Here is an 18,839-nt window from a genome sequence, read left to right as displayed (position 1 = left end):
AGCATGCTTCCTTTCACCAAATCAGAGATCTTGTTATGGATTTAGTCTCTCGGATTCAACGCTTACCGATTGGTAAGTTCCACTACACCTTGCTATGGGTCATCGGATTGGGCTGGATGTTCGATGCCATGGATACCGGTCTAATTTCCTTTATTTTAGCTAAAATGTCTGAAGACTGGGCCATGACCCCAACCGAAAAAGGTTGGGTGGTATCCATTGGCTTTGTGGGAATGGCCATTGGTGCAGTGTGCTCTGGCGCTATGGCAGACCGTATTGGGCGTAAAACTGTATTTGCCACCACTTTGGTTATTTATAGTTTAGCAACTGCAGCCTGTGCTTTTGCACCAAACCTCACATGGTTACTGGTATTACGTTTTATTGTAGGCTTAGGTTTAGGCGGGCAATTACCTGTAGCGGTTACTTTGGTCAGTGAATATATTCCAGCGCATGTGCGTGGTCGTTTCATTGTCTTGCTTGAGAGTTTCTGGGGCTTAGGTTGGTTGTGTGCGGCTTTAGTCTCTTATTTTGTTATCCCAAAATTTGATTGGCATATGGCCTTTTTAATTGGTGGTATTCCGGCTTTATATGCCATTGTGATTTGGAAGATGGTGCCTGAATCGATTCCCTATTTAATTAACCGCGGTCGTATTGATGAAGCACATCGTTTGGTGCAAAGCATTGAGCGTAAATGCGGTGTTGAAGTGATTGAAACGATTGAGGTTAAACAAGTTTCTGATCAAAAAGAAATCTCTTTTAAGCAATTGTGGTCAGGCGTGTTTGCACGTCGTACTTTAATGCTATGGCTGATTTGGTTTGGCATTGTCTATTCTTATTACGGTATCTTTACATGGTTGCCAAGCTTGTTGGTTAAACAAGGCTATAGCATTGTGCAATCCTTTGAATATGTCTTGGTGATGATTTTAGCCCAGCTTCCGGGTTACATTGTTGCAGCATGGTTGGTGGAATGGTGGGGACGTAAAGCAACACTTGCGGTGTTTATTGGCATGTGTGCAGTTTCAGCATATTTCTTTGGTCAAGCCGATAGTGTCGCTTTGATTGTGCTGTGGGGATGCTTACTGTCCTTCTTTAACTTAGGTGCATGGGGAGTGCTATACACTTATACGCCAGAGCAGTATCCAACCAACATTCGTGCCTTTGGCTCAGGTTGGGCAGGTGCCATTGGTCGTATTGGCGGTATTGTTGCGCCTATGGTGGTGACGCACTTAATGGTCAAAGACAACGGCTTTAGTTATGTCTTTATGATGTTTACTGCGGTATTAGTTGCAGTGGCATTGGTAATTTTGGTCTTAGGTGAAGAAACCAAGGGCCGTACTTTAGAATCAATTTCTAAGTAAATAAAAACAAGATGCTTGAATAAGCGTCATGAAATGTCGCAGATGTATTTCTGATTAGGTTTCATCTGCGACATCGCATTATAATTCAAACAGACAAAAACACGATTTTAGGACTATAGGTTGTTATGACAAGCCTTGCGCATCATGCGACAGAAAACCGCTCAGTAGCAGAATTTACCGAACAAGCTTATTTAAACTATGCCATGTACGTGATTATGGATCGTGCATTGCCGCATATTAGTGACGGTTTAAAACCGGTACAACGCCGTATTGTGTATGCCATGAGTGAACTTGGGTTGAAGCCAACGGGCAAACCGAAGAAATCTGCGCGTACCGTGGGTGATGTCTTGGGTAAATACCATCCGCATGGTGACTCTGCCTGTTATGAAGCGATGGTATTGATGGCTCAGCCATTTAGCTATCGTTATCCATTTATTGAGGGGCAAGGCAACTGGGGTTCACCTGACGATCCAAAATCTTTCGCAGCGATGCGTTATACCGAAGCTAAATTGTCGGCATATAGTGATTTGTTATTGTCAGAACTTGGCCAAGGCACCTGCGATTGGCAAGATAACTTTGATAGTTCGATGAAAGAACCGGTTAATTTACCTGCGCGTGTACCTAATATTTTAATGAATGGTACTACGGGGATTGCTGTGGGGATGGCAACCGACATTCCACCGCATAACTTACGCGAAGTGGTCAAAGGTACGATTGCTTTAATTCGTAATCCAAATCTAAGCGATGAAAAAATCGCAGAATATATTCCTGCACCAGATTTGCCTACCAAAGCTGAAATTGTCACTTCGCCTGAAGATTTGCTGAAGATTCAAACCACAGGTCGTGGCAGCTATAAAGTACGCGCCGTGTATACGGTCGATAAAAATGAAATCATCATTACTGATCTGCCTTATCAAGTATCGGGTTCAAAAGTCATTACCCAAATTGCCGACCAAATGCAGGCCAAAAAACTGCCATTGGTTAGCGATATTCGTGATGAATCGGATCATCAAAATCCAACCCGTATTGTAATTGTACTGCGTTCCAATCGTATTGATGCCCAAGCGGTGATGAGTCATTTATTTGCCACCACTGATTTAGAATCAAGTTACCGCGTTAACTTAAATATGATTGGTGCCGATGGACGTCCACAAGTCAAATCGATTCGCCGTATTTTGCTGGAATGGATTGAAATTCGTAAGGCAACCGTGACGCGTCGCTTAAATTACCATTTAAGCAAAATTGAAAAACGCCTACACATTTTAGGCGGTTTGTTGGTGGCGTATTTAAATGTGGATGAAGTGATTCGCATTATTCGTGAAGAAGATCAGCCTAAAGCTATCTTAATGGCAAAATTTGGTATTGATGAGATTCAAGCTGATGCCATTTTAGATTTAAAACTGCGTCATTTAGCCAAACTTGAAGAGCAAAATATTCGCGCCGAGCAAGAGGATTTAGAAGGCAAAGCCACGGTTATTCGTGAGCAATTGGCCAATCCAGATTCGTTAAAGAATTTAATTATTGGTGAGCTTAAAGAAGATGCCAAGAAGTTTGGTGATGCACGTCGTTCGCCAATTGTTGAGCGCCAAGAGGCCACAGCTATTAATGAACAAGATATGCTGCCAGCAGATCCTGTGACTGTCGTGATTTCAGAAGCCGGTTGGGTGCGCTGTGCCAAAGGCCATGAGGTTGATGTCGAAAATCTGAACTTTCGCGCCGGTGATCAATATTTAAGTCATGCACAAGGTAAATCTAATCAGCGTGCCTATATCTTAGATGAAACTGGGCGTAGTTATGCCTTAGCTATTAACCAATTGCCATCAGCGCGTGGTTTTGGTGAACCTTTAAGTTCAAAACTCAGTCCTGCAAATGGGGTGGGTTTTAAGCAGGTATTTATTGCTGAAGATGACGCTGAAATTTTGGTGTTAAGCAGTAAAGGTTTTGGTTTTAAAACCCAAGCGAAACAGCTAGATACCAGTGCTAAAGCCGGTAAAGCCTTTTTAAGTTTGCCAGAAAATAGCCATGTGTTAGAGATTCAAGCCATTGAGCAGTTTAGCCATGTTGCGCTATTAACCTCAGGTGGTAGAGTAGCTGTGATTGATCTGGCAGAATTACCAATTCTCAACAAAGGTAAGGGTAATAAACTGATACAACTCGAACAACAAGAGCAGTTGCTGTCTGTGTTACTTTTAAATTTAGATGAAGTAATTCATGTGGTTGCAGGGCAACAGCAGCTCAAGCTTAAAGGCGACGACTTGGCGAAATACGTCGCGAAGCGCGCGTCAAAAGGGCAACTGTTACCACGGGGTTATCAGAAAGCCAGTAAACTGTTCGTTCAAAGATAATGCTGGTATTTTGTCCCTGATATCCGTATATACTTGAATCGTGAAGATGGAAGCAATGCTGCACATTACACGTACAACAATGAGTGCAGCATTGAAAACAAGAGCAAAGACACAAGATGAGTTGGAGATAATTGGGATTATGGAAAAGATCTGGTTAGCTGAGTATCAAAAAACAGGAATTCCTGAAACTGTTGCATTGCCAGCGGAAAATACGTCCTTAGTGGATATTTTTGAAAGTAATTTCCAAAAGTTTGGTTCACGCGATGCCTTTATTTTTATGGATAAAGCGTTAACCTTTAGCGAGTTGGAAGAAGCGAGTCGCAAATTTGCTGCGTATTTGCAAGCTTTAAACTTAGCCAAAGGCACACGCGTTGCGGTGATGATGCCAAATGTTCTCCAATATCCTGTGGTTGCACTTGGAGTATTACGTGCGGGTTTAGTTTTGGTGAATGTGAATCCATTGTATACCGCCCGTGAGCTTGAGCATCAGCTCAATGACTCTGGTGCTGAAGTTCTAGTGATTATTGAAAACTTTGCCCATGTCTATCAAAAAATTATGGGTAAAACGCCAGTTAAGCATGTGGTCGTGGCATCTGTGGGTGATATGCTAGGTATGCTAAAAGGCACGCTGGTCAACTTTGTATTACGTTCAGTACGTAAACAAATTCCAGCTTGGGAGATTCCAAACCACGTTAAATTTAACGCAGCGATGGCCAAAGCCAGCGCCAGCCAATATAAGCGTCCAAGCCTAACTTTAAGTGATACGGCGGTATTACAATACACGGGTGGTACAACCGGTGTGTCTAAAGGTGCGGAACTGACTCATCGTAATTTAGTGGCTAACTTGCTGCAATGTGATGGGATTTTCCAAAGTAAATTTGGCAACCAAGACGGTGCACCAGACGACCGTATTTTCTGTGCTTTACCGTTGTATCACATTTTTGCCTTTATGGTCTGTGCCATGTATGGCATGTATAAAGGTCAAGCCAATGTGTTAATTCCAAATCCGCGTGATTTACCTGCGGTGATGAAAGAATTACGCAAATACCAACCGACCTTTTTCCCTGCGGTCAATACGCTATTTAATGCCTTAGTCAACAATGATGAGTTTAAACAGCTTGATCATAGTCGTTTAAAAATGGCGATGGGTGGTGGTATGGCAGTGTTGCCTTCAACTGCTGAAGCATGGAAAAAGATTACCGGAACGAACATTGTTGAAGGTTATGGCCTATCTGAGACCTCACCTGTAGCAACAGCAAATCCACCTGCTTCAAATGAGTTTAGTGGCACCATTGGTATTCCACTGCCATTAACTGAAGTAGCGATTTTAGATGATGATGGCAATGAAGTAGCACTTGGTGAGCAAGGCGAAATTTGTATTCGTGGTCCACAGGTCATGAAAGGCTATTGGAATCGTCCAGATGAAACCGCCAAAGTGATGGTCAATGGTTTCTTCCGTACCGGTGATATTGGTATTATGAATGATCGTGGTTATGTCAAAATTGTCGATCGTAAAAAAGACATGATTTTAGTGTCTGGATTTAATGTTTATCCATCTGAAATTGAAGAAGTGGTAGCCAAACATCCAAAAGTATTGGAAGTAGCAGCCATTGGGGTTGCAGATGAAAAATCAGGCGAAGTACCTAAACTGTTTGTGGTGAAAAAAGATCCGTCTTTAACCACAGAAGAAGTTTTGGCCTTTGCTAAAGAAAATCTAACTGGCTATAAACGTCCGCGTTATGTTGAGTTTTTGGATGAGTTACCAAAATCCAATGTAGGTAAAATTCTACGTAAAGATTTACGTAAATCAGCTTAAAAAGAAGCGCCTTTCAGGCGCTTTTTTTATTTTTTCATCAACCAACGGTCAATATAAGGACGACCTAGTCCAATAATCCATAAGAATAAAATCATGGTGCCACATTGGCGTCCAAAGGCATCTAAATTAAAGCCATTGCCATAACTATACAGATTGTCAGCCAAGCAATACACAATCACAATAGTCGCCCAGTGCCAAAGTACTTTACGTTTAATGCCAACCATCCAAAAAGCCAAGGTCATCGTGATGATAGTGCCTAAGGTGGAAAGAATATTAAAGTTAGCGCAAATCATGGCCAGTAAAAAAGCCACAACTGGTAAAACGATTTTAAGTACGCCATCAACGCGTTGCTGATGTAATTTTTGCTGCTCGAGGACAGCAAACATTTTCTGTTGTTCTTGATCGTTCATAACCCAACCTAAGTGCAATTGTAGCAAAGGCTCTATTTAACAAAATTGCCATGCTATGATGCAAGCTTAGCGCAACTTGAGAATGAATATAGATGCAAAGCATAAGTGGAATTATTTATCTGATTTTAATTGCCTGCTTATTACCCTATGTATTTGCGGTCATTGCCAAAGTAGCAGGGGGCTTTCGTGCTCAAGATAACCAAAATCCACGTGAATTTTTAAGTAAAACCACAGGTTTGGCTGCACGTGCCCATGCCGTCCAGCAAAATAGCTTTGAAGGCTTACCCTTATTTATTGCTGCAATCTTAATTGCTGAATATATGGTATTGCCACAAAGTATCATCATGACTTTTGGTATTGCTTATATCGTATTACGTATCATCTATGGTCTATGCTATGTGTTGAATTGGGCAACGCTACGTTCGATTGTGTGGTTTATGGCGTTATCGTGTCCAGTTTTATTATTGTTGCTGGTGATTAAGCTGACAGTGGGCTAAAAAATCCTGTCTAGCGGTGTATAATCGCTGCGTGATTGAAAGGCAAAGTCGCTATAATTGCGCTTTGAAATACAGCTTAATTTGAGAGTGATGCTATGAGCTACAGCAACATCCCAGCGGGTAAAGACGCACCAAACGATATCTACGTAATCATTGAAATTCCTGCAAACGCAGCACCAATTAAATACGAAATCGACAAAGATTCTGACGCATTGTTTGTAGACCGTTTCATGGGTACAGCAATGTTCTACCCAGCAAACTACGGTTATGTGCCAAACACATTATCACTTGATGGTGACCCATTAGACGTACTTGTTGTGACGCCACACCCTGTAGAACCAGGTTCTGTGATTCGTTGCCGTCCTGTAGGTAAACTGAACATGGAAGATGATGGTGGTGTTGACGCGAAACTTGTTGCGGTGCCACATGACAAATTAACGCCAATCTACAAAGACGTTCAAGAATATACTGATCTGCCTCCACTATTGATCAGCCAAATCGAACATTTCTTCCAACACTACAAAGACTTAGAACCAGGCAAATGGGTGAAGTTAAGTGGTTGGGAAGGTGCTGATGTTGCAAAACAAGAAGTACTCAGCTCAATTTCAGCTTATGCAGAAGCAAACAAATAATTTTAAATAAATTATTTGAAAATAAAAAAACCTGCACACTGTGCAGGTTTTTTTATGGGTATATATTCTTAAAAATTAAAATAATTTTACAGGAATATCTAACCAAATACGCCATTCGTTGGTGTCTGCCATGTAAGCATCGTTATAGGCTTGATCAGCACGGTAGTATGAGTGACGTAGGCGCAAGCTTGCATCTTTCATTGCACCAGATTGTACGGTGTATTTGACCTGGTTAAAGAATTCGCTTTCTTTCGCATTGTCAGTGGTCATGTTACCGTTATTGTCGGTGGCTTTAATGTCCCAACCATATACATAGGCGGCAGTCCAATTTAAACCTGGAAGACCATGATTCTTAAAGTTGTAGTTGTATTGTAGGCCTAATGATTTTTCATCGTTACCAATGAAGTCAGAAAGGTATGAGTTTGGTAGGTAAATACTTTGTACACCATCAGCATTACCACCGTAGTCATAGCCTACGTTACCTGAGTTTTGTTGGTACGCTAAAGCAACGTTATGTACGTCTTTGCTATAGCTAGTCGAAACTGCCCAAATTGAGTTTTGAGTTTCTTGTGTTAAAGGATCAGCGACAATTGCTGAGTAAGTGGTCCCTGGCTCAAAATCAGTGTGATAACCACTAAAGTCAAAGTTTAATGAGGCATCATTTTTTAAGCCATGGGTATAGTTTAGGTTGGCATAGTGACGTTCTAATTTGTCCTTAACCTCTGTACCCCAGTAAGATGCATTTAAGTCATCATTAAACGTGTATTTTGCACCCCAAACTACAGCACGGTCTAGTTTATTGCCATCAGAGTTAATTTGATCAGAATATTGGTTTTTAGTGAATTTACCTGCGGTCAATTCTAGGTTTTCAATTTCATTACTGGTGACTAACACGCCTTCAAAATATTCAGGCACTAAACGTGCTGTATTTGACGCAAGTACAGGAATATCTAAAACTTGAGTACCATAAACTGCAGTGGTATTTGAAATACGTGCTTTTACATACGCACCACCACGTGCCCAATGATCATAGGCATCGCCTGGTGTACCATCCGCATTTGGGTTATGGCGTGGAATCATGCCATTGCCCGCATTTTTGTTTTCGCCAAGTTTAATTGACGCATCACCAATAATACCCGCACCAAAACCAACAACACCTTGGGTAAAGCCAGAATCAAGTTTTACAATTGCAGTCTGTGCAGTAGAACTGGTGTCTGTGTTACTGTCTTTCTTATCACGGTTTAAAAAACCAGTGCGGAAAAGTACGGTGCCTTCCGCACCTTCAACAAAGCCTTTCGCTTCGCTTTGTTCACTTGCGTATACAGATGAAATCAATGCAGCTTGGATGAAAACTGCCAAGGTAAGTTTTTGCATTGGGAGAGAGCCTCATACAAAATTAGATAGTGATTGGGGATAATATTCTGGCGAATTGCTAATTGGATTTATAACAATTTGGCTGCAAAATATAGTTTTTGTAAACTTTCTTTCATCAAAAGTACACAATTGAGCATTAGGATGCGATATTTTTTTTTAACTCAGTAGTTTTAAAACGAGAGTTAAAATTAGTTTTTCTTTTTAAAAACATAAATATATGTCTAAAATTATCACAAAACTAATGCCGTTTTTTTAATCATAAACCTATAACACGGTATAATTTGGATAATTTAAATCAACAAAAAATACAACCTTATGTTAACGACTCAATACAAAATAATACTATTGGCTTTAGGTCTAATGGCAACAACGCTGACTTGGGCAGACAGTGTGGGGCAAACACAGCAAGGTGAATTTTCAGCTGAGATTGGCTTGGTTTCAAAATATATTTATCGTGGGGGTGAAGAAAACGATAAGGTGGCTGTGCAAGGTGGGATTGAATATGCACATCCAACTGGGTGGAGTGTCGGTTATTGGGGCTCAACTTTAAACTACCAACCTAAGAACGATAAACAGCATGGCTTTGAGCATGACTTATATGTGGGCTATGCAAATGAGCTGAATGAAAAGTGGAGTTATAGCACGCAATTAGTGAGCTATATTTACCAAGGTGGGGGTACTGTGTATAGCGAAGATGGGCAGGATCAACGCCGTAGCACAGGTGTTGAACTGTTCAACAGTCTGCATTATCAAGATTTTAGTTTAGGTTTAGCAGTCATGCTGAGTGACGTAAATTATGCCAATGCGGGTGATGTGTATGTAAGTGCAGCTTATAGCTATACATTAGCACTAGACTTTGCGCTCAATACTAGTCTTGGCTATTCACTGTACAATAAACAACGTGATGATGCAGTGGTGGCAACCCTGAAACAACATCAGTTCACTGAAGTACGTTTTGGCTTAGCTAAAGCTTTGAGCAATACAGGGCTTTCTATGGCGCTTGATTATATTTGGGGTGGCCAAGACCGCTATAAACAAGATTTGGATGAGCATGTTGTGTTTGGGCTTAACTATAGTTTTTAAATCAAAAATGGTGCAGCTTGATCTAAATGGCTGCACCTTTTTTAAGCAAAAAGGTTTTAGTTGATCAAAATGCTTGAATTTTATGCATGTTTAAACGATATAAGCAGTAAATCTATTAATTGGAGTACAAAAATGAGCTGTAAAAAATAAACATTTTCTCTATTAAAAATAAATATTAAACAAATAATTAACTAAATTTTAATCTATTTTTAACCACACGATTTAGCAGCATTGGCATAGCAATTGCTAAAACAGATTTAACAAAAATCAATCTTGATATCGATGCCATCTGTGCAGGGGAAAATTCATGCCGTTTACAACAAAAATATCAGCCGCGCTCTTACTCGCTTTGGCCACGAGCAGCACTTTTGCAGCAGACAAAGCTGCATCTGACCATCAAATTAGCGGCAATATTGCTGTGGTTTCAAGTTACTACTTACGTGGTTTGACCAATGCGCCAGAAAATGATCAAGCCACCATTCAAGGCGGCTTAGATTACAGCCATGCATCTGGTTTTTATGCTGGTTACTGGGGTTCGACCATTGGTTATTCACTTACTGATTATGATGCCGAGCGAGATGAATATACCGGCAGTGATACCTTTGAGCATGATTTTTATTTAGGTTATAACGGCGCGATTAACGATGATTGGGGCTATAACCTTGGCGCTGTCTATTATTACTATTATGAGTCAGATGCGGATGTAAATGCGCTTGAAAGCGTTGTGGGTATCAACTACAAAGACCTAAGTTTAACCGCACAAACCTTATGGGACGATGTAGCATGGGGTAACACAGGTGATACCTATGTGCTTGCTTCATATAGCCATCCCTTGCCGCGAGATTTTACCTTAAATACCGCTTTAGGCTTGTACTACTATAATGATGATCAGAGCAAATACTTTGACACCACAGAGGATTTTGGTTTCCGTCACTTCAATGTGGGCTTAAGTCATCCATTGGGTAATACAGGTGCCGATATGAGCATTGATTTTGTGGTGGGTGGTTATGACCGTGTGGATGAAAAACAAAAAAACAAAGTGGTCTTTGGCTTAAGTTATAGCTTCTAAGTTAAGTCTCATTAAGCCAAATAAGGGCGGCCAGATGGTCGCCTTTTTAATGGCTTGCATAGGGCTGTATTTAATTTAATGCTCAGCACTACGATAGGACAATGCTTCTGTAACATGTTGACTTTCAATGTGATCGACCAAGGCTAAATCAGCAATACTACGTGCTACACGTAACACCCGATGATAGCCCCGTGCAGATAAATGAAGGCGCTGCTGAGCGAGGGCTAACATCTGCTCGGCTTGTGGGTTTAAAGCAGCGTAGTGTTCAAGTTGCTTTGGACTTAAGCTGGCATTGAGGCAATTTTGTCGGTGTATTTGCGTGTCATAGGCCTGAATGACACGTGCGCGTACTGTACTTGAATCTTCTGCAGGAGCTGTACTTTGTAACTCACTTGCCGGTAAGGGCGGTACATCAATATGTAAATCGATACGATCCAACAAAGGTCCAGAAATACGATTTTGATAACGCTGAATAGCAATTGCTGAACATTGGCAACGCTGATCTTGATGAAATGCATAACCACATGGACAAGGATTCATGGCAGCAATCAATTGGAAGTTGGCGGGAAAGCTCATTTGTCTAGAGGCGCGTGAGATCACAATTTCTTTGGACTCGAGTGGCTGACGCAACACCTCTAACACTTTTCGATCAAACTCGGGTAATTCATCTAAAAATAATACACCTAAATGAGCCAGAGTAATTTCACCTGGTTTAGGCTGTGAGCCACCACCCACCAATGCAATGGCTGAAGCGGTATGATGTGGGGCACGGAAAGGCCGTTCACCAAACTGATGGTTAAGATTAGCAACCGAATAAATCCGCGCAACTTGCAGGTTCTCTTCTAAACTCAAAGGCGGCAAAATACCCGCTAAACGTGAGGCCAGTAAAGTTTTACCCGTACCCGGTGGGCCTTTAAATAATAATGAATGCCCACCTGCCGCAGCAATTTCTAAAGCGCGCCGTGCTCTGAGTTGCCCTTTAACATCGGCTAAGTCCAGCTTAGGGGTAAGCTGAGTATCTTTTTGCTGATATTGGTAGGCAGCCAAAGGTTGCTGACCCGATAAATGTGCACAAACTTGAGTTAAACGTGTGGCTGCAAAGACCTGAAAATCGTTTAACTTGGCAGCATCATGAGCATTGTCATGGGGTAAGATCAATTGATGTCCCGCTTGCTGACAAGCAATTGCAATGCTTAATGTGCCTGTGGTAGGGCGTAATTGGCCGTCCAAAGCCAATTCGCCAATAAATTCGAGTTGTTCAGTTGCATGTTCAGGGAGTTGTCCTGATGCAATTAGAATCCCCAATGCAATGGCTAAATCGAGGCGTGCACCATCTTTAGGCAAATCTGCAGGTGCTAAGTTAATGGTTAAGCGTTTCGTGGGAAAACTAAAGCCACTGTTAATAATGGCAGAGCGGACCCGATCTTTGCTTTCGCGTACCGCAGCTTCAGCTAAGCCCACCATAGTTAAGGAAGGCAAGCCTTGACTAATATGAACTTCAACTTCAATGAGTGGTGCGTCTAAACCGAGTACACCACGGGTGTAGATTTTTGCAAACGACATCTAGATTGCTCCTTATTGGTGCAGAGGATCTGGACTGTTTTGCTTAAAAAACGCACAAAATGAGTGCTTATTTCTCTTTAAGCTGCTGTTCGAGTGCTTCAACGTGTTGCATAAGTTTGTCTAAACGTAAATTCGCCTGTACTAAGGCTTGGCGTTGACGCTCAATTTCTTCTTGCGACACTAAATCCATCTTGCTGACTGCTTCTTGTAATAAGGCTCTAAGGTTATGTTCTAAGTCTTTTTTAGGTTGTTCAACTTGCTGCAAAATGGCTTGAATCAAAGTTTCGAACATAGATAGGTCCAATGAATAACAAAGTCTATTCAGTGTAGCATTGCTGGCTGTTTGACCCTAGTCGTGATAGAAAAATATCCCTCGCTTCAATAAGCTTAATCGTTATTTTCTGAGTAAATATGTATTTTTTTTAAGATTCTCACTACGTGCGAATGGTCAAAATAATGTATAAATAGAGGCACGTGAAAAGCCTTAACATCCCCCAACCTTAAGGCTTTGGCACGGAAATTGAACATAAAACCTTACTGGTGCAAGAAACCGAAGGAATATAAACATGAAACTCGTAACTGCAATTGTTAAACCATTCAAACTTGATGACGTACGTGAAGCTTTATCTGAAATTGGCGTACAAGGCATCACGGTGACTGAAGTGAAAGGCTTTGGTCGTCAAAAGGGTCATACTGAACTGTATCGTGGCGCTGAATATGTTGTTGATTTTCTACCAAAAGTGAAAATTGAAATCGCAATTAGTGACGATATGGTGGACGCTGTCATCGAATCTATCACGCGTGTTGCTAGCACTGGCAAAATTGGTGATGGCAAAATTTTTGTGACGAACTTAGAGCAAGTTATTCGTATCCGTACCGGTGAAACAGGTGCTGACGCAGTTTAAGGTTGGCATGAAGTTTGCTCAATAGGGCATAACTTACAAAAACACGGTTGGGGGAAACGAATGAAAAAAGCGCTGCTTGCGTTTGGTTTATCCAGCGCATTATTAGGTGGTTCTGCTGTATGGGCTCAAGAAGCGACTGCAGTAGAAACGCCTAGTCAAAATATTACAGTGGTCACAACACAAACTACAGACTCCGCAGCAGCAATTGATGCAGTAGAGGTCGTGCCTGTTGTCCAAGAAGCTGAGCCAGAAGCAACTTTAGATACAGGTGATACCGCCTGGATTTTGATTTCGACTGCACTGGTGCTACTCATGACCATTCCGGGTCTAGCACTATTTTATGCGGGCATGGTACGTAAAAAAAACGTATTAAGTACCATGGCACATAGTTTTGTGGCTGCAGCTGTAGTCAGTATTACATGGGTTGCCGTGGGTTATTCACTGGCCTTTGGTGAAGGCAATGCCTTTATTGGTAATCTAGATAAAGTCATGCTGTCTGGTATTGGCACTGACGCCTTAAGTGGTTCCATTCCCGAAATTCTATTTGTTATTTTCCAAATGACCTTTGCGATTATTACAGTTGCCATTATTAGTGGCTCGATTGCAGAGCGTATGAAATTTGGTGCTTTTGTGGCATTCATCGCGATTTGGTCGATTGTGGTTTATGCACCAATTACCCACTGGGTATGGGGTGGCGGCTGGCTGGGTAACGATGGCGCGCTCGACTTTGCGGGTGGTACAGTGGTACACATCAACTCAGGTGTTGCTGGCTTAATTGCAGCGTATATGTTGGGTAAACGTATGGGACTTGGACGTGAATCAATGGCACCACATAACCTTACTTTAACTGTACTGGGTGCAAGTTTACTGTGGGTAGGTTGGTTTGGCTTTAACGGCGGTTCAGCTTTAGGTGCTAATGGTTCAGCAGGTTATGCTTTAGTGGTGACGCAAGTCGCAGCAGCGGCAGCAACCCTCTCTTGGTTAATTACTGAAAAATTAGTACGTGGTAAAGCATCCGTGTTGGGCGGTGCCTCAGGTGCGGTGGCAGGTTTGGTGGTCATTACCCCTGCAGCAGGTTTTGTCACTGTAGGTGGTGCTTTAGCTATGGGCTTAATTGGTGGCGTGGTATGTTTCTGGGGTATTACCGCATTAAAACGTTTACTTAAAGCCGACGACTCACTTGATGCCTTTGGTTTACATGGTGTAGGTGGTATTGTGGGTGCAATCTTAACTGCATTCTTTGCGAGTGAATTTATTATGGGTGACGCAGTGCCTGCCAATTTAATGAGCCAACTTTGGGTTCAAATTGAAGGTGTACTGGCAACTGTAGCTTATTCAGCAATACTCACGTTTATTATCTTAAAAGTTCTCGATATGACCATTGGTATTCGTGTGGCTTCTGACGATGAACGTATGGGCCTAGATTTAAGTCAACATGGTGAACGTGTCGATTAATTAAATCCTATATATAGTATTAAACAGCCCGAAAGGGCTGTTTTTTTTCCATATCTAGCGTAAAGCGCTACATTTTGCTACACTTCGAATTCATTTTTTGGGTTCAATTTTACCGCTATGCATTGTCCATTTTGCAACGCTGCAGATAGTAAAGTAATTGATTCACGCTTGGCAGCTGAGGGATGTCAAATTCGTCGTCGTCGTGAATGTATTAGTTGCGGTGAGCGTTTTACCACTTTTGAAAGTTATGAAGTGGTGATGCCACGGGTAATTAAATCCGATGGTAAAAATGAACCTTTTGATGAAGCCAAATTACGTCGCTCTTTAATGCACGCACTACAAAAACGTCCTGTTACCCAAGAACAAATAGAAGCAGTATTGAGCGATATTCAGCTTAAAATTCGTCGTTTGGGCGAACGTGATGTCAAATCACGCACCATTGGTGAAATTGTCATGCAAGCTTTATTTGCTATGGATCATGTGGCCTACGTGCGTTTTGCCTCAGTTTATCAAGACTTCCAAGATGTAGAAGCATTTCGTCGTCAGATTGAACAAATGCAGCAACGCGATCAAGAGAGCGAATAAATGCAAAACTCAGATCAAATCTGGATGCAACGTGCGATAGCATTGGCGCGTGCAGGGCAATACACAACCAAACCCAATCCGAATGTTGGTTGTGTCATTGTTAAAGATGGTAATTTAGTGGGTGAGGGCTTTCATCCTAAAGCCGGTCAGCCACATGCAGAAGTGTTTGCCTTAGGTGCCGCAGGTCAGCAAGCCCAAGGTGCGACTGCTTATGTGACCTTAGAACCTTGCGCGCATTATGGACGCACACCGCCGTGTGCCAAAGGCCTAGTCGAGGCGGGTGTCGCAAAAGTGGTGGTGGCTTGTCCTGACCCAAATCCTTTGGTGGCAGGTAAGGGTGTACACATCTTACGTAATGCAGGTATTGAGGTTGAGGTGGGGCTATGTCAAGACCAAGCGCATCAGCTCAATTTAGGCTTTTTAAAGGCCATGGCAACAGGTCTACCTTATGTACGCCTGAAAGTAGCCTCTAGTCTAGATGGGCGTACAGCGATGGCATCAGGTGAATCGAAATGGATTACTGGTGCTGAGGCTCGTTTAGATGTACAGCACTGGCGCGCGATTTCAGGTGCAGTCATTACAGGGATTGAAACTGTACTTGCCGATGACTGCCAGTTGAATGTTCGTGAGCTAAAAGGGTTTGATGTAGCACAAGTGTTTCAACCCAAAAGGATTATTTTAGACCGTCAAGGACGTTTAGCTTTAACAGCGAAAATTTTAGCTCAGCCTGAACAGGTGATGGTGATGGGGCCATATCGCCAAGATTTAGCCGATTTAGGGGTGGAACAACTTGAGATCCAAAGTCTAGAAGATTTACTCAGAACACTCAAAGATAAACAAATATACGATGTATTGGTGGAGGCCGGTGCCACACTTTCGACCGCATTTTTACAAGCCAATTTGGTCGATGAAGTGCTCAGTTATGTTGCCCCAACTTTTTTAGGCAGCAGTGCACGCGCCATGTTTAGCGCTGAATTTAGCCGTATGGCAGAGCAACAACGTTTTAAACTCATCGACCTTGCGCAAGTGGGCAACGATGTGCGTTTAAGACTGATTCCAATGCAAGAGACACTATGAGTTCAGAGTCATCTACGGTTTATCATAAACGTCGTCATGCTGCGCGCACGACTGATGAATACCTTTTCCATCAATTGGTGCCGTATTTAGGCAATAAGCGTCGTTTATTGCATCTTATTTTAGAAGCCCTAGAAACCACCGGCACTTTAAAACGTGATGATGGTCGCTCGCCAATTTTTGCTGATTTCTTTGCAGGTTCAGGTGTGGTATCACGCTTAGCACGGCAAAATGGTTATCGCGTGATTGCCAATGACTGGGAACCGTATAGTCATGCGCTGAACAGCGCCATTTTATCTTGCACCGAAGCACCTGCCTTTAAAGAATTGGGTGGCTATCAAAAAGCCATTGATTATTTAAATCGCTTGCCCGAAGTCAAAGGCTGGGTCACGCATAATCTTTGTCCGCGTAATGATGAGATTTATGACCCAAGTCGCGACCGTTTATTCTTTAAACGTCGTAACGGTATGCGCATTGACGCGATTCGGCAGCAAATTGCCACTTGGCAAGCCCAAGGTGCAATTGATGATGTGGAAATGAGTGCATTACTGGCACCGCTGTTATATTCAGCCAGTTTTGTCAGTAATACCTCTGGAGTATTTAAAAGTTTTCATCATGGTTGGGGCGGTAAAACCCAAACCGCATTAGAGCGAATTGAATCGTTACTGTGGCTTACGCCAAGCCGTTTTTGCGATGTTGGCGCCAGCCAACAACCTGCGGCGGAAGTTTGGTGTGTGGATGCCCAGCATTTGGCTAATCAAATGAGCAGCTTTGAAGTGGATATTGCCTATTTAGATCCCCCTTATAATCAGCATGCTTATAGTAGTAATTACCATGTGCTCAATGCCTTAACCCTTTGGGATCAGGTCGATTTACCAACCCCAGACACCAAAGGCTTTAAAAGCGGCATTGACCGTGCATGGCGTAAAGAGCGTCCGAGTCCGTATAATTCATCGCGACATGCTAAAGAAGCTTATGAGAAATTAGTAGAAACCATTAATGCGCGTTATATTCTGACCAGTTATTCAACCGATGGTAATATCGACGCAGCAGACTTACTGCAAGCCAATTTAAAACGTGGTCGAGTGACGTTATTGACCCAAGATGTGCCACGTTACCGAGTGAGTAAGCAACGTCAGTCCGAGCGGGCAAGGGTATTAGAATTTATTGTGATTACCGATACACACGCGAAATCTGGGCCACCACTACGTCAGTTGCTGACCCAATTGCATCACTATGCAGAATTGGGTGGGGTAGATACCAGTAGTGTGACCACGCAATTGGCGTTATGGTAAATAAAAAATAGAGATTAGAGAGCCGCTTATGTTTACAGGCATTGTTGAAAGTTTAGGGAAAGTAGAGAGCTTACAAAGCGTAGGCGGTGACGTACGGGTACGTATTCAAACTGATTTAGATATGTCTGATGTGCATTTGGGCGATTCGATTGCCACCAATGGCATTTGCTTAACCGTGATTGCATGGGGCGACAATTGGTATGCTGCTGATGTATCACGCGAAAGCTTAAGTCGTACCACACTGGGCACTTGGCAAGTGGGTCAAGCGGTCAATGTTGAAAAAGCCATGCTACCGACCACACGCTTTGGTGGACACATTGTCTCAGGTCATGTGGATGCTGTTGGTGAAATTACACTTGTACGTCAAGATGCACGTTCTTTGTATTTTGAAGTGACGGCACCACGTGAAATTGCCAAGTATTTAGCGGAAAAAGGCTCGATCACTGTAGATGGAGTTAGCCTCACGATTAACCATTTGCGTGGCAATATTTTAAGTTTAAATTTAATTCCGCATACTGCAGAACGTACTAACATTTCTACATGGAAAATGGGCAGTAAAGTCAATTTAGAAGTTGATGTTTTGGCACGTTATATTGAGCGCTTATTGCTCGGTGATCAGGCCGCTGAACAGCCGCAAGCATCAAAAATTAGTATGGATTTTCTTGCAGAAAATGGTTTCTTGAAGTAAAACTATCAGTTCCTATAGACAGTCTAGTTGAAAAATTAGACTGTTTTTTTATGGTACAACCAGATTTTTTACTGAAATAGCAAGCACTTGCAGGAGAATACACACTATGGAATTACAACCATGATGGATGTTTTACTGCACTTAGAACAGTGGCTGCCCATGCTACTTGAGCAATATGGTATCTGGATTTACGCCATTTTGTTTGCAGTGATTTTAGCTGAAACGGGCTCGGTATTTATGTTCTTTTTGCCAGGTGATAGTTTGCTGATCGCGGTAGGTGCATTGTGCTCGACCAGTAGTGATGTACATTTGCAATATATGGGCATCTTGCTGTTTATTGCTGCAGCTTTAGGCTATGTCATTAATTACTATACCGGTCAAATTTTGGGCATTAAGTATTTTAATCAACATTCACGTTTTTTTAAGCCTGAGTATATGCAAAAGACCAATGCCTATTTTTGTAAGCATGGTGCCTTAACCATCTTAATTGCACGTTTTGTACCTTTTGTTCGTTCTTTTGCACCTTTTGCTGCCGGCTCAGCGCGCATGAATGTAGCGAGCTTTATGTTATATAACATTTTAGGCAGTGCCTTATGGATAGGGGTGTTGCTATCTATTGGTTATGGATTAGGTAATATTCTTGGTTTCTTTAAAGACCTGATTATATAAAAAAAGCCCATTTTAAAATGAGCT

General features: G+C 42.2%; 18 protein-coding genes. 14 read left to right on the top strand and 4 right to left on the bottom strand.

Going from position 1 to position 18,839, the window contains the following annotated elements; translation table 11 throughout:
* Positions 1-35: 35 nt before the first annotated feature.
* The 3 genes from niaP (at position 36) to AC5YCI_RS12450 (ending at position 5,516) form a co-directional block, all read left to right on the top strand.
* Positions 36-1,355: a niacin transporter NiaP gene (gene niaP, locus AC5YCI_RS12460; RefSeq protein WP_496130140.1), complete on the top strand. Its 1,320-nt coding sequence runs from the start codon at positions 36-38 to the stop codon at positions 1,353-1,355.
* Positions 1,356-1,480: 125 nt separating this feature from the next.
* Positions 1,481-3,700 (top strand): DNA topoisomerase IV subunit A, encoded by a 2,220-nt coding sequence (parC, locus tag AC5YCI_RS12455; RefSeq protein WP_496130139.1) that lies wholly within the window; start codon positions 1,481-1,483, stop codon positions 3,698-3,700.
* Between the two features lie 139 nt (positions 3,701-3,839).
* On the top strand, positions 3,840-5,516 hold the full coding sequence (locus AC5YCI_RS12450) for a long-chain-fatty-acid--CoA ligase (protein ID WP_496130138.1): 1,677 nt from the start codon (positions 3,840-3,842) through the stop codon (positions 5,514-5,516).
* Between the two features lie 26 nt (positions 5,517-5,542).
* On the opposite strand, the gene AC5YCI_RS12445 is transcribed toward AC5YCI_RS12450, so the two are convergent.
* Positions 5,543-5,926: a hypothetical protein gene (locus tag AC5YCI_RS12445; RefSeq protein WP_496130137.1), complete on the bottom strand. Its 384-nt coding sequence runs from the start codon at positions 5,924-5,926 to the stop codon at positions 5,543-5,545.
* A 92-nt stretch (positions 5,927-6,018) separates the two neighbouring features.
* On the opposite strand from AC5YCI_RS12445, the gene AC5YCI_RS12440 reads away from it, so the two are divergent.
* Together AC5YCI_RS12440 and ppa are read left to right on the top strand one after the other, a co-directional pair.
* Positions 6,019-6,423, top strand: a complete 405-nt coding sequence (locus AC5YCI_RS12440) for an MAPEG family protein (RefSeq protein ID WP_496130136.1) — start codon at positions 6,019-6,021, stop codon at positions 6,421-6,423.
* 95 nt (positions 6,424-6,518) lie between these two features.
* A complete protein-coding gene (ppa, locus tag AC5YCI_RS12435) occupies positions 6,519-7,055 on the top strand; it encodes an inorganic diphosphatase (RefSeq protein ID WP_496130135.1) in 537 nt (178 codons plus the stop codon).
* Between the two features lie 75 nt (positions 7,056-7,130).
* On the opposite strand, the gene AC5YCI_RS12430 is transcribed toward ppa, so the two are convergent.
* Positions 7,131-8,429: an OprD family outer membrane porin gene (locus tag AC5YCI_RS12430; protein WP_496130134.1), complete on the bottom strand. Its 1,299-nt coding sequence runs from the start codon at positions 8,427-8,429 to the stop codon at positions 7,131-7,133.
* Positions 8,430-8,744: 315 nt separating this feature from the next.
* Here AC5YCI_RS12430 and AC5YCI_RS12425 point away from each other — a divergent pair, with 315 nt between their 5' ends.
* Entirely contained in the window at positions 8,745-9,512 is a 768-nt protein-coding gene (locus AC5YCI_RS12425) for a TorF family putative porin (protein ID WP_496175590.1), read from the top strand.
* A gap of 307 nt (positions 9,513-9,819) precedes the next feature.
* Positions 9,820-10,581: a TorF family putative porin gene (locus AC5YCI_RS12420; protein ID WP_496130132.1), complete on the top strand. Its 762-nt coding sequence runs from the start codon at positions 9,820-9,822 to the stop codon at positions 10,579-10,581.
* Positions 10,582-10,656: 75 nt separating this feature from the next.
* Here the strand turns inward: AC5YCI_RS12420 and AC5YCI_RS12415 are convergent, their stop codons facing one another.
* Positions 10,657-12,144 (bottom strand): YifB family Mg chelatase-like AAA ATPase, encoded by a 1,488-nt coding sequence (locus tag AC5YCI_RS12415; RefSeq protein ID WP_496130131.1) that lies wholly within the window; start codon positions 12,142-12,144, stop codon positions 10,657-10,659.
* A gap of 67 nt (positions 12,145-12,211) precedes the next feature.
* Positions 12,212-12,436 carry an accessory factor UbiK family protein gene (locus AC5YCI_RS12410; RefSeq protein WP_496130130.1) on the bottom strand — a complete coding sequence of 75 codons (225 nt, stop codon included), beginning with the start codon at positions 12,434-12,436 and terminating at the stop codon, positions 12,212-12,214.
* A gap of 274 nt (positions 12,437-12,710) precedes the next feature.
* On the opposite strand from AC5YCI_RS12410, the gene glnK reads away from it, so the two are divergent.
* The 7 genes from glnK (at position 12,711) to AC5YCI_RS12375 (ending at position 18,815) form a co-directional block, all read left to right on the top strand.
* The gene (glnK, locus tag AC5YCI_RS12405) at positions 12,711-13,049 is read left to right on the top strand and encodes a P-II family nitrogen regulator (protein ID WP_122900455.1); all 339 of its coding nucleotides are present in this window, start codon (positions 12,711-12,713) and stop codon (positions 13,047-13,049) included.
* 60 nt (positions 13,050-13,109) lie between these two features.
* Entirely contained in the window at positions 13,110-14,504 is a 1,395-nt protein-coding gene (locus tag AC5YCI_RS12400; RefSeq protein ID WP_496130129.1) for an ammonium transporter, read from the top strand.
* Between the two features lie 117 nt (positions 14,505-14,621).
* The gene (gene nrdR / locus AC5YCI_RS12395; protein ID WP_496130128.1) at positions 14,622-15,089 is read left to right on the top strand and encodes a transcriptional regulator NrdR; all 468 of its coding nucleotides are present in this window, start codon (positions 14,622-14,624) and stop codon (positions 15,087-15,089) included.
* Complete coding sequence (ribD, locus tag AC5YCI_RS12390) at positions 15,090-16,166, top strand: bifunctional diaminohydroxyphosphoribosylaminopyrimidine deaminase/5-amino-6-(5-phosphoribosylamino)uracil reductase RibD (RefSeq protein ID WP_496130127.1); 1,077 nt, start codon at positions 15,090-15,092, stop codon at positions 16,164-16,166. It abuts the gene before it with no gap.
* Positions 16,163-17,458: a DNA adenine methylase gene (locus tag AC5YCI_RS12385; protein ID WP_496130126.1), complete on the top strand. Its 1,296-nt coding sequence runs from the start codon at positions 16,163-16,165 to the stop codon at positions 17,456-17,458. Before ribD ends, AC5YCI_RS12385 begins: the two co-directional genes overlap by 4 nt.
* A 28-nt stretch (positions 17,459-17,486) precedes the next feature.
* On the top strand, positions 17,487-18,146 hold the full coding sequence (locus tag AC5YCI_RS12380) for a riboflavin synthase (RefSeq protein ID WP_496130125.1): 660 nt from the start codon (positions 17,487-17,489) through the stop codon (positions 18,144-18,146).
* 120 nt (positions 18,147-18,266) lie between these two features.
* The gene (locus AC5YCI_RS12375) at positions 18,267-18,815 is read left to right on the top strand and encodes a VTT domain-containing protein (RefSeq protein WP_496130124.1); all 549 of its coding nucleotides are present in this window, start codon (positions 18,267-18,269) and stop codon (positions 18,813-18,815) included.
* Positions 18,816-18,839: the final 24 nt, after the last annotated feature.

The organism is Acinetobacter sp. CY17 (assembly GCF_059515825.1).
Note: the sequence above shows the minus strand (reverse complement) of the source record. Positions and strands in the feature narration are given on the sequence as shown.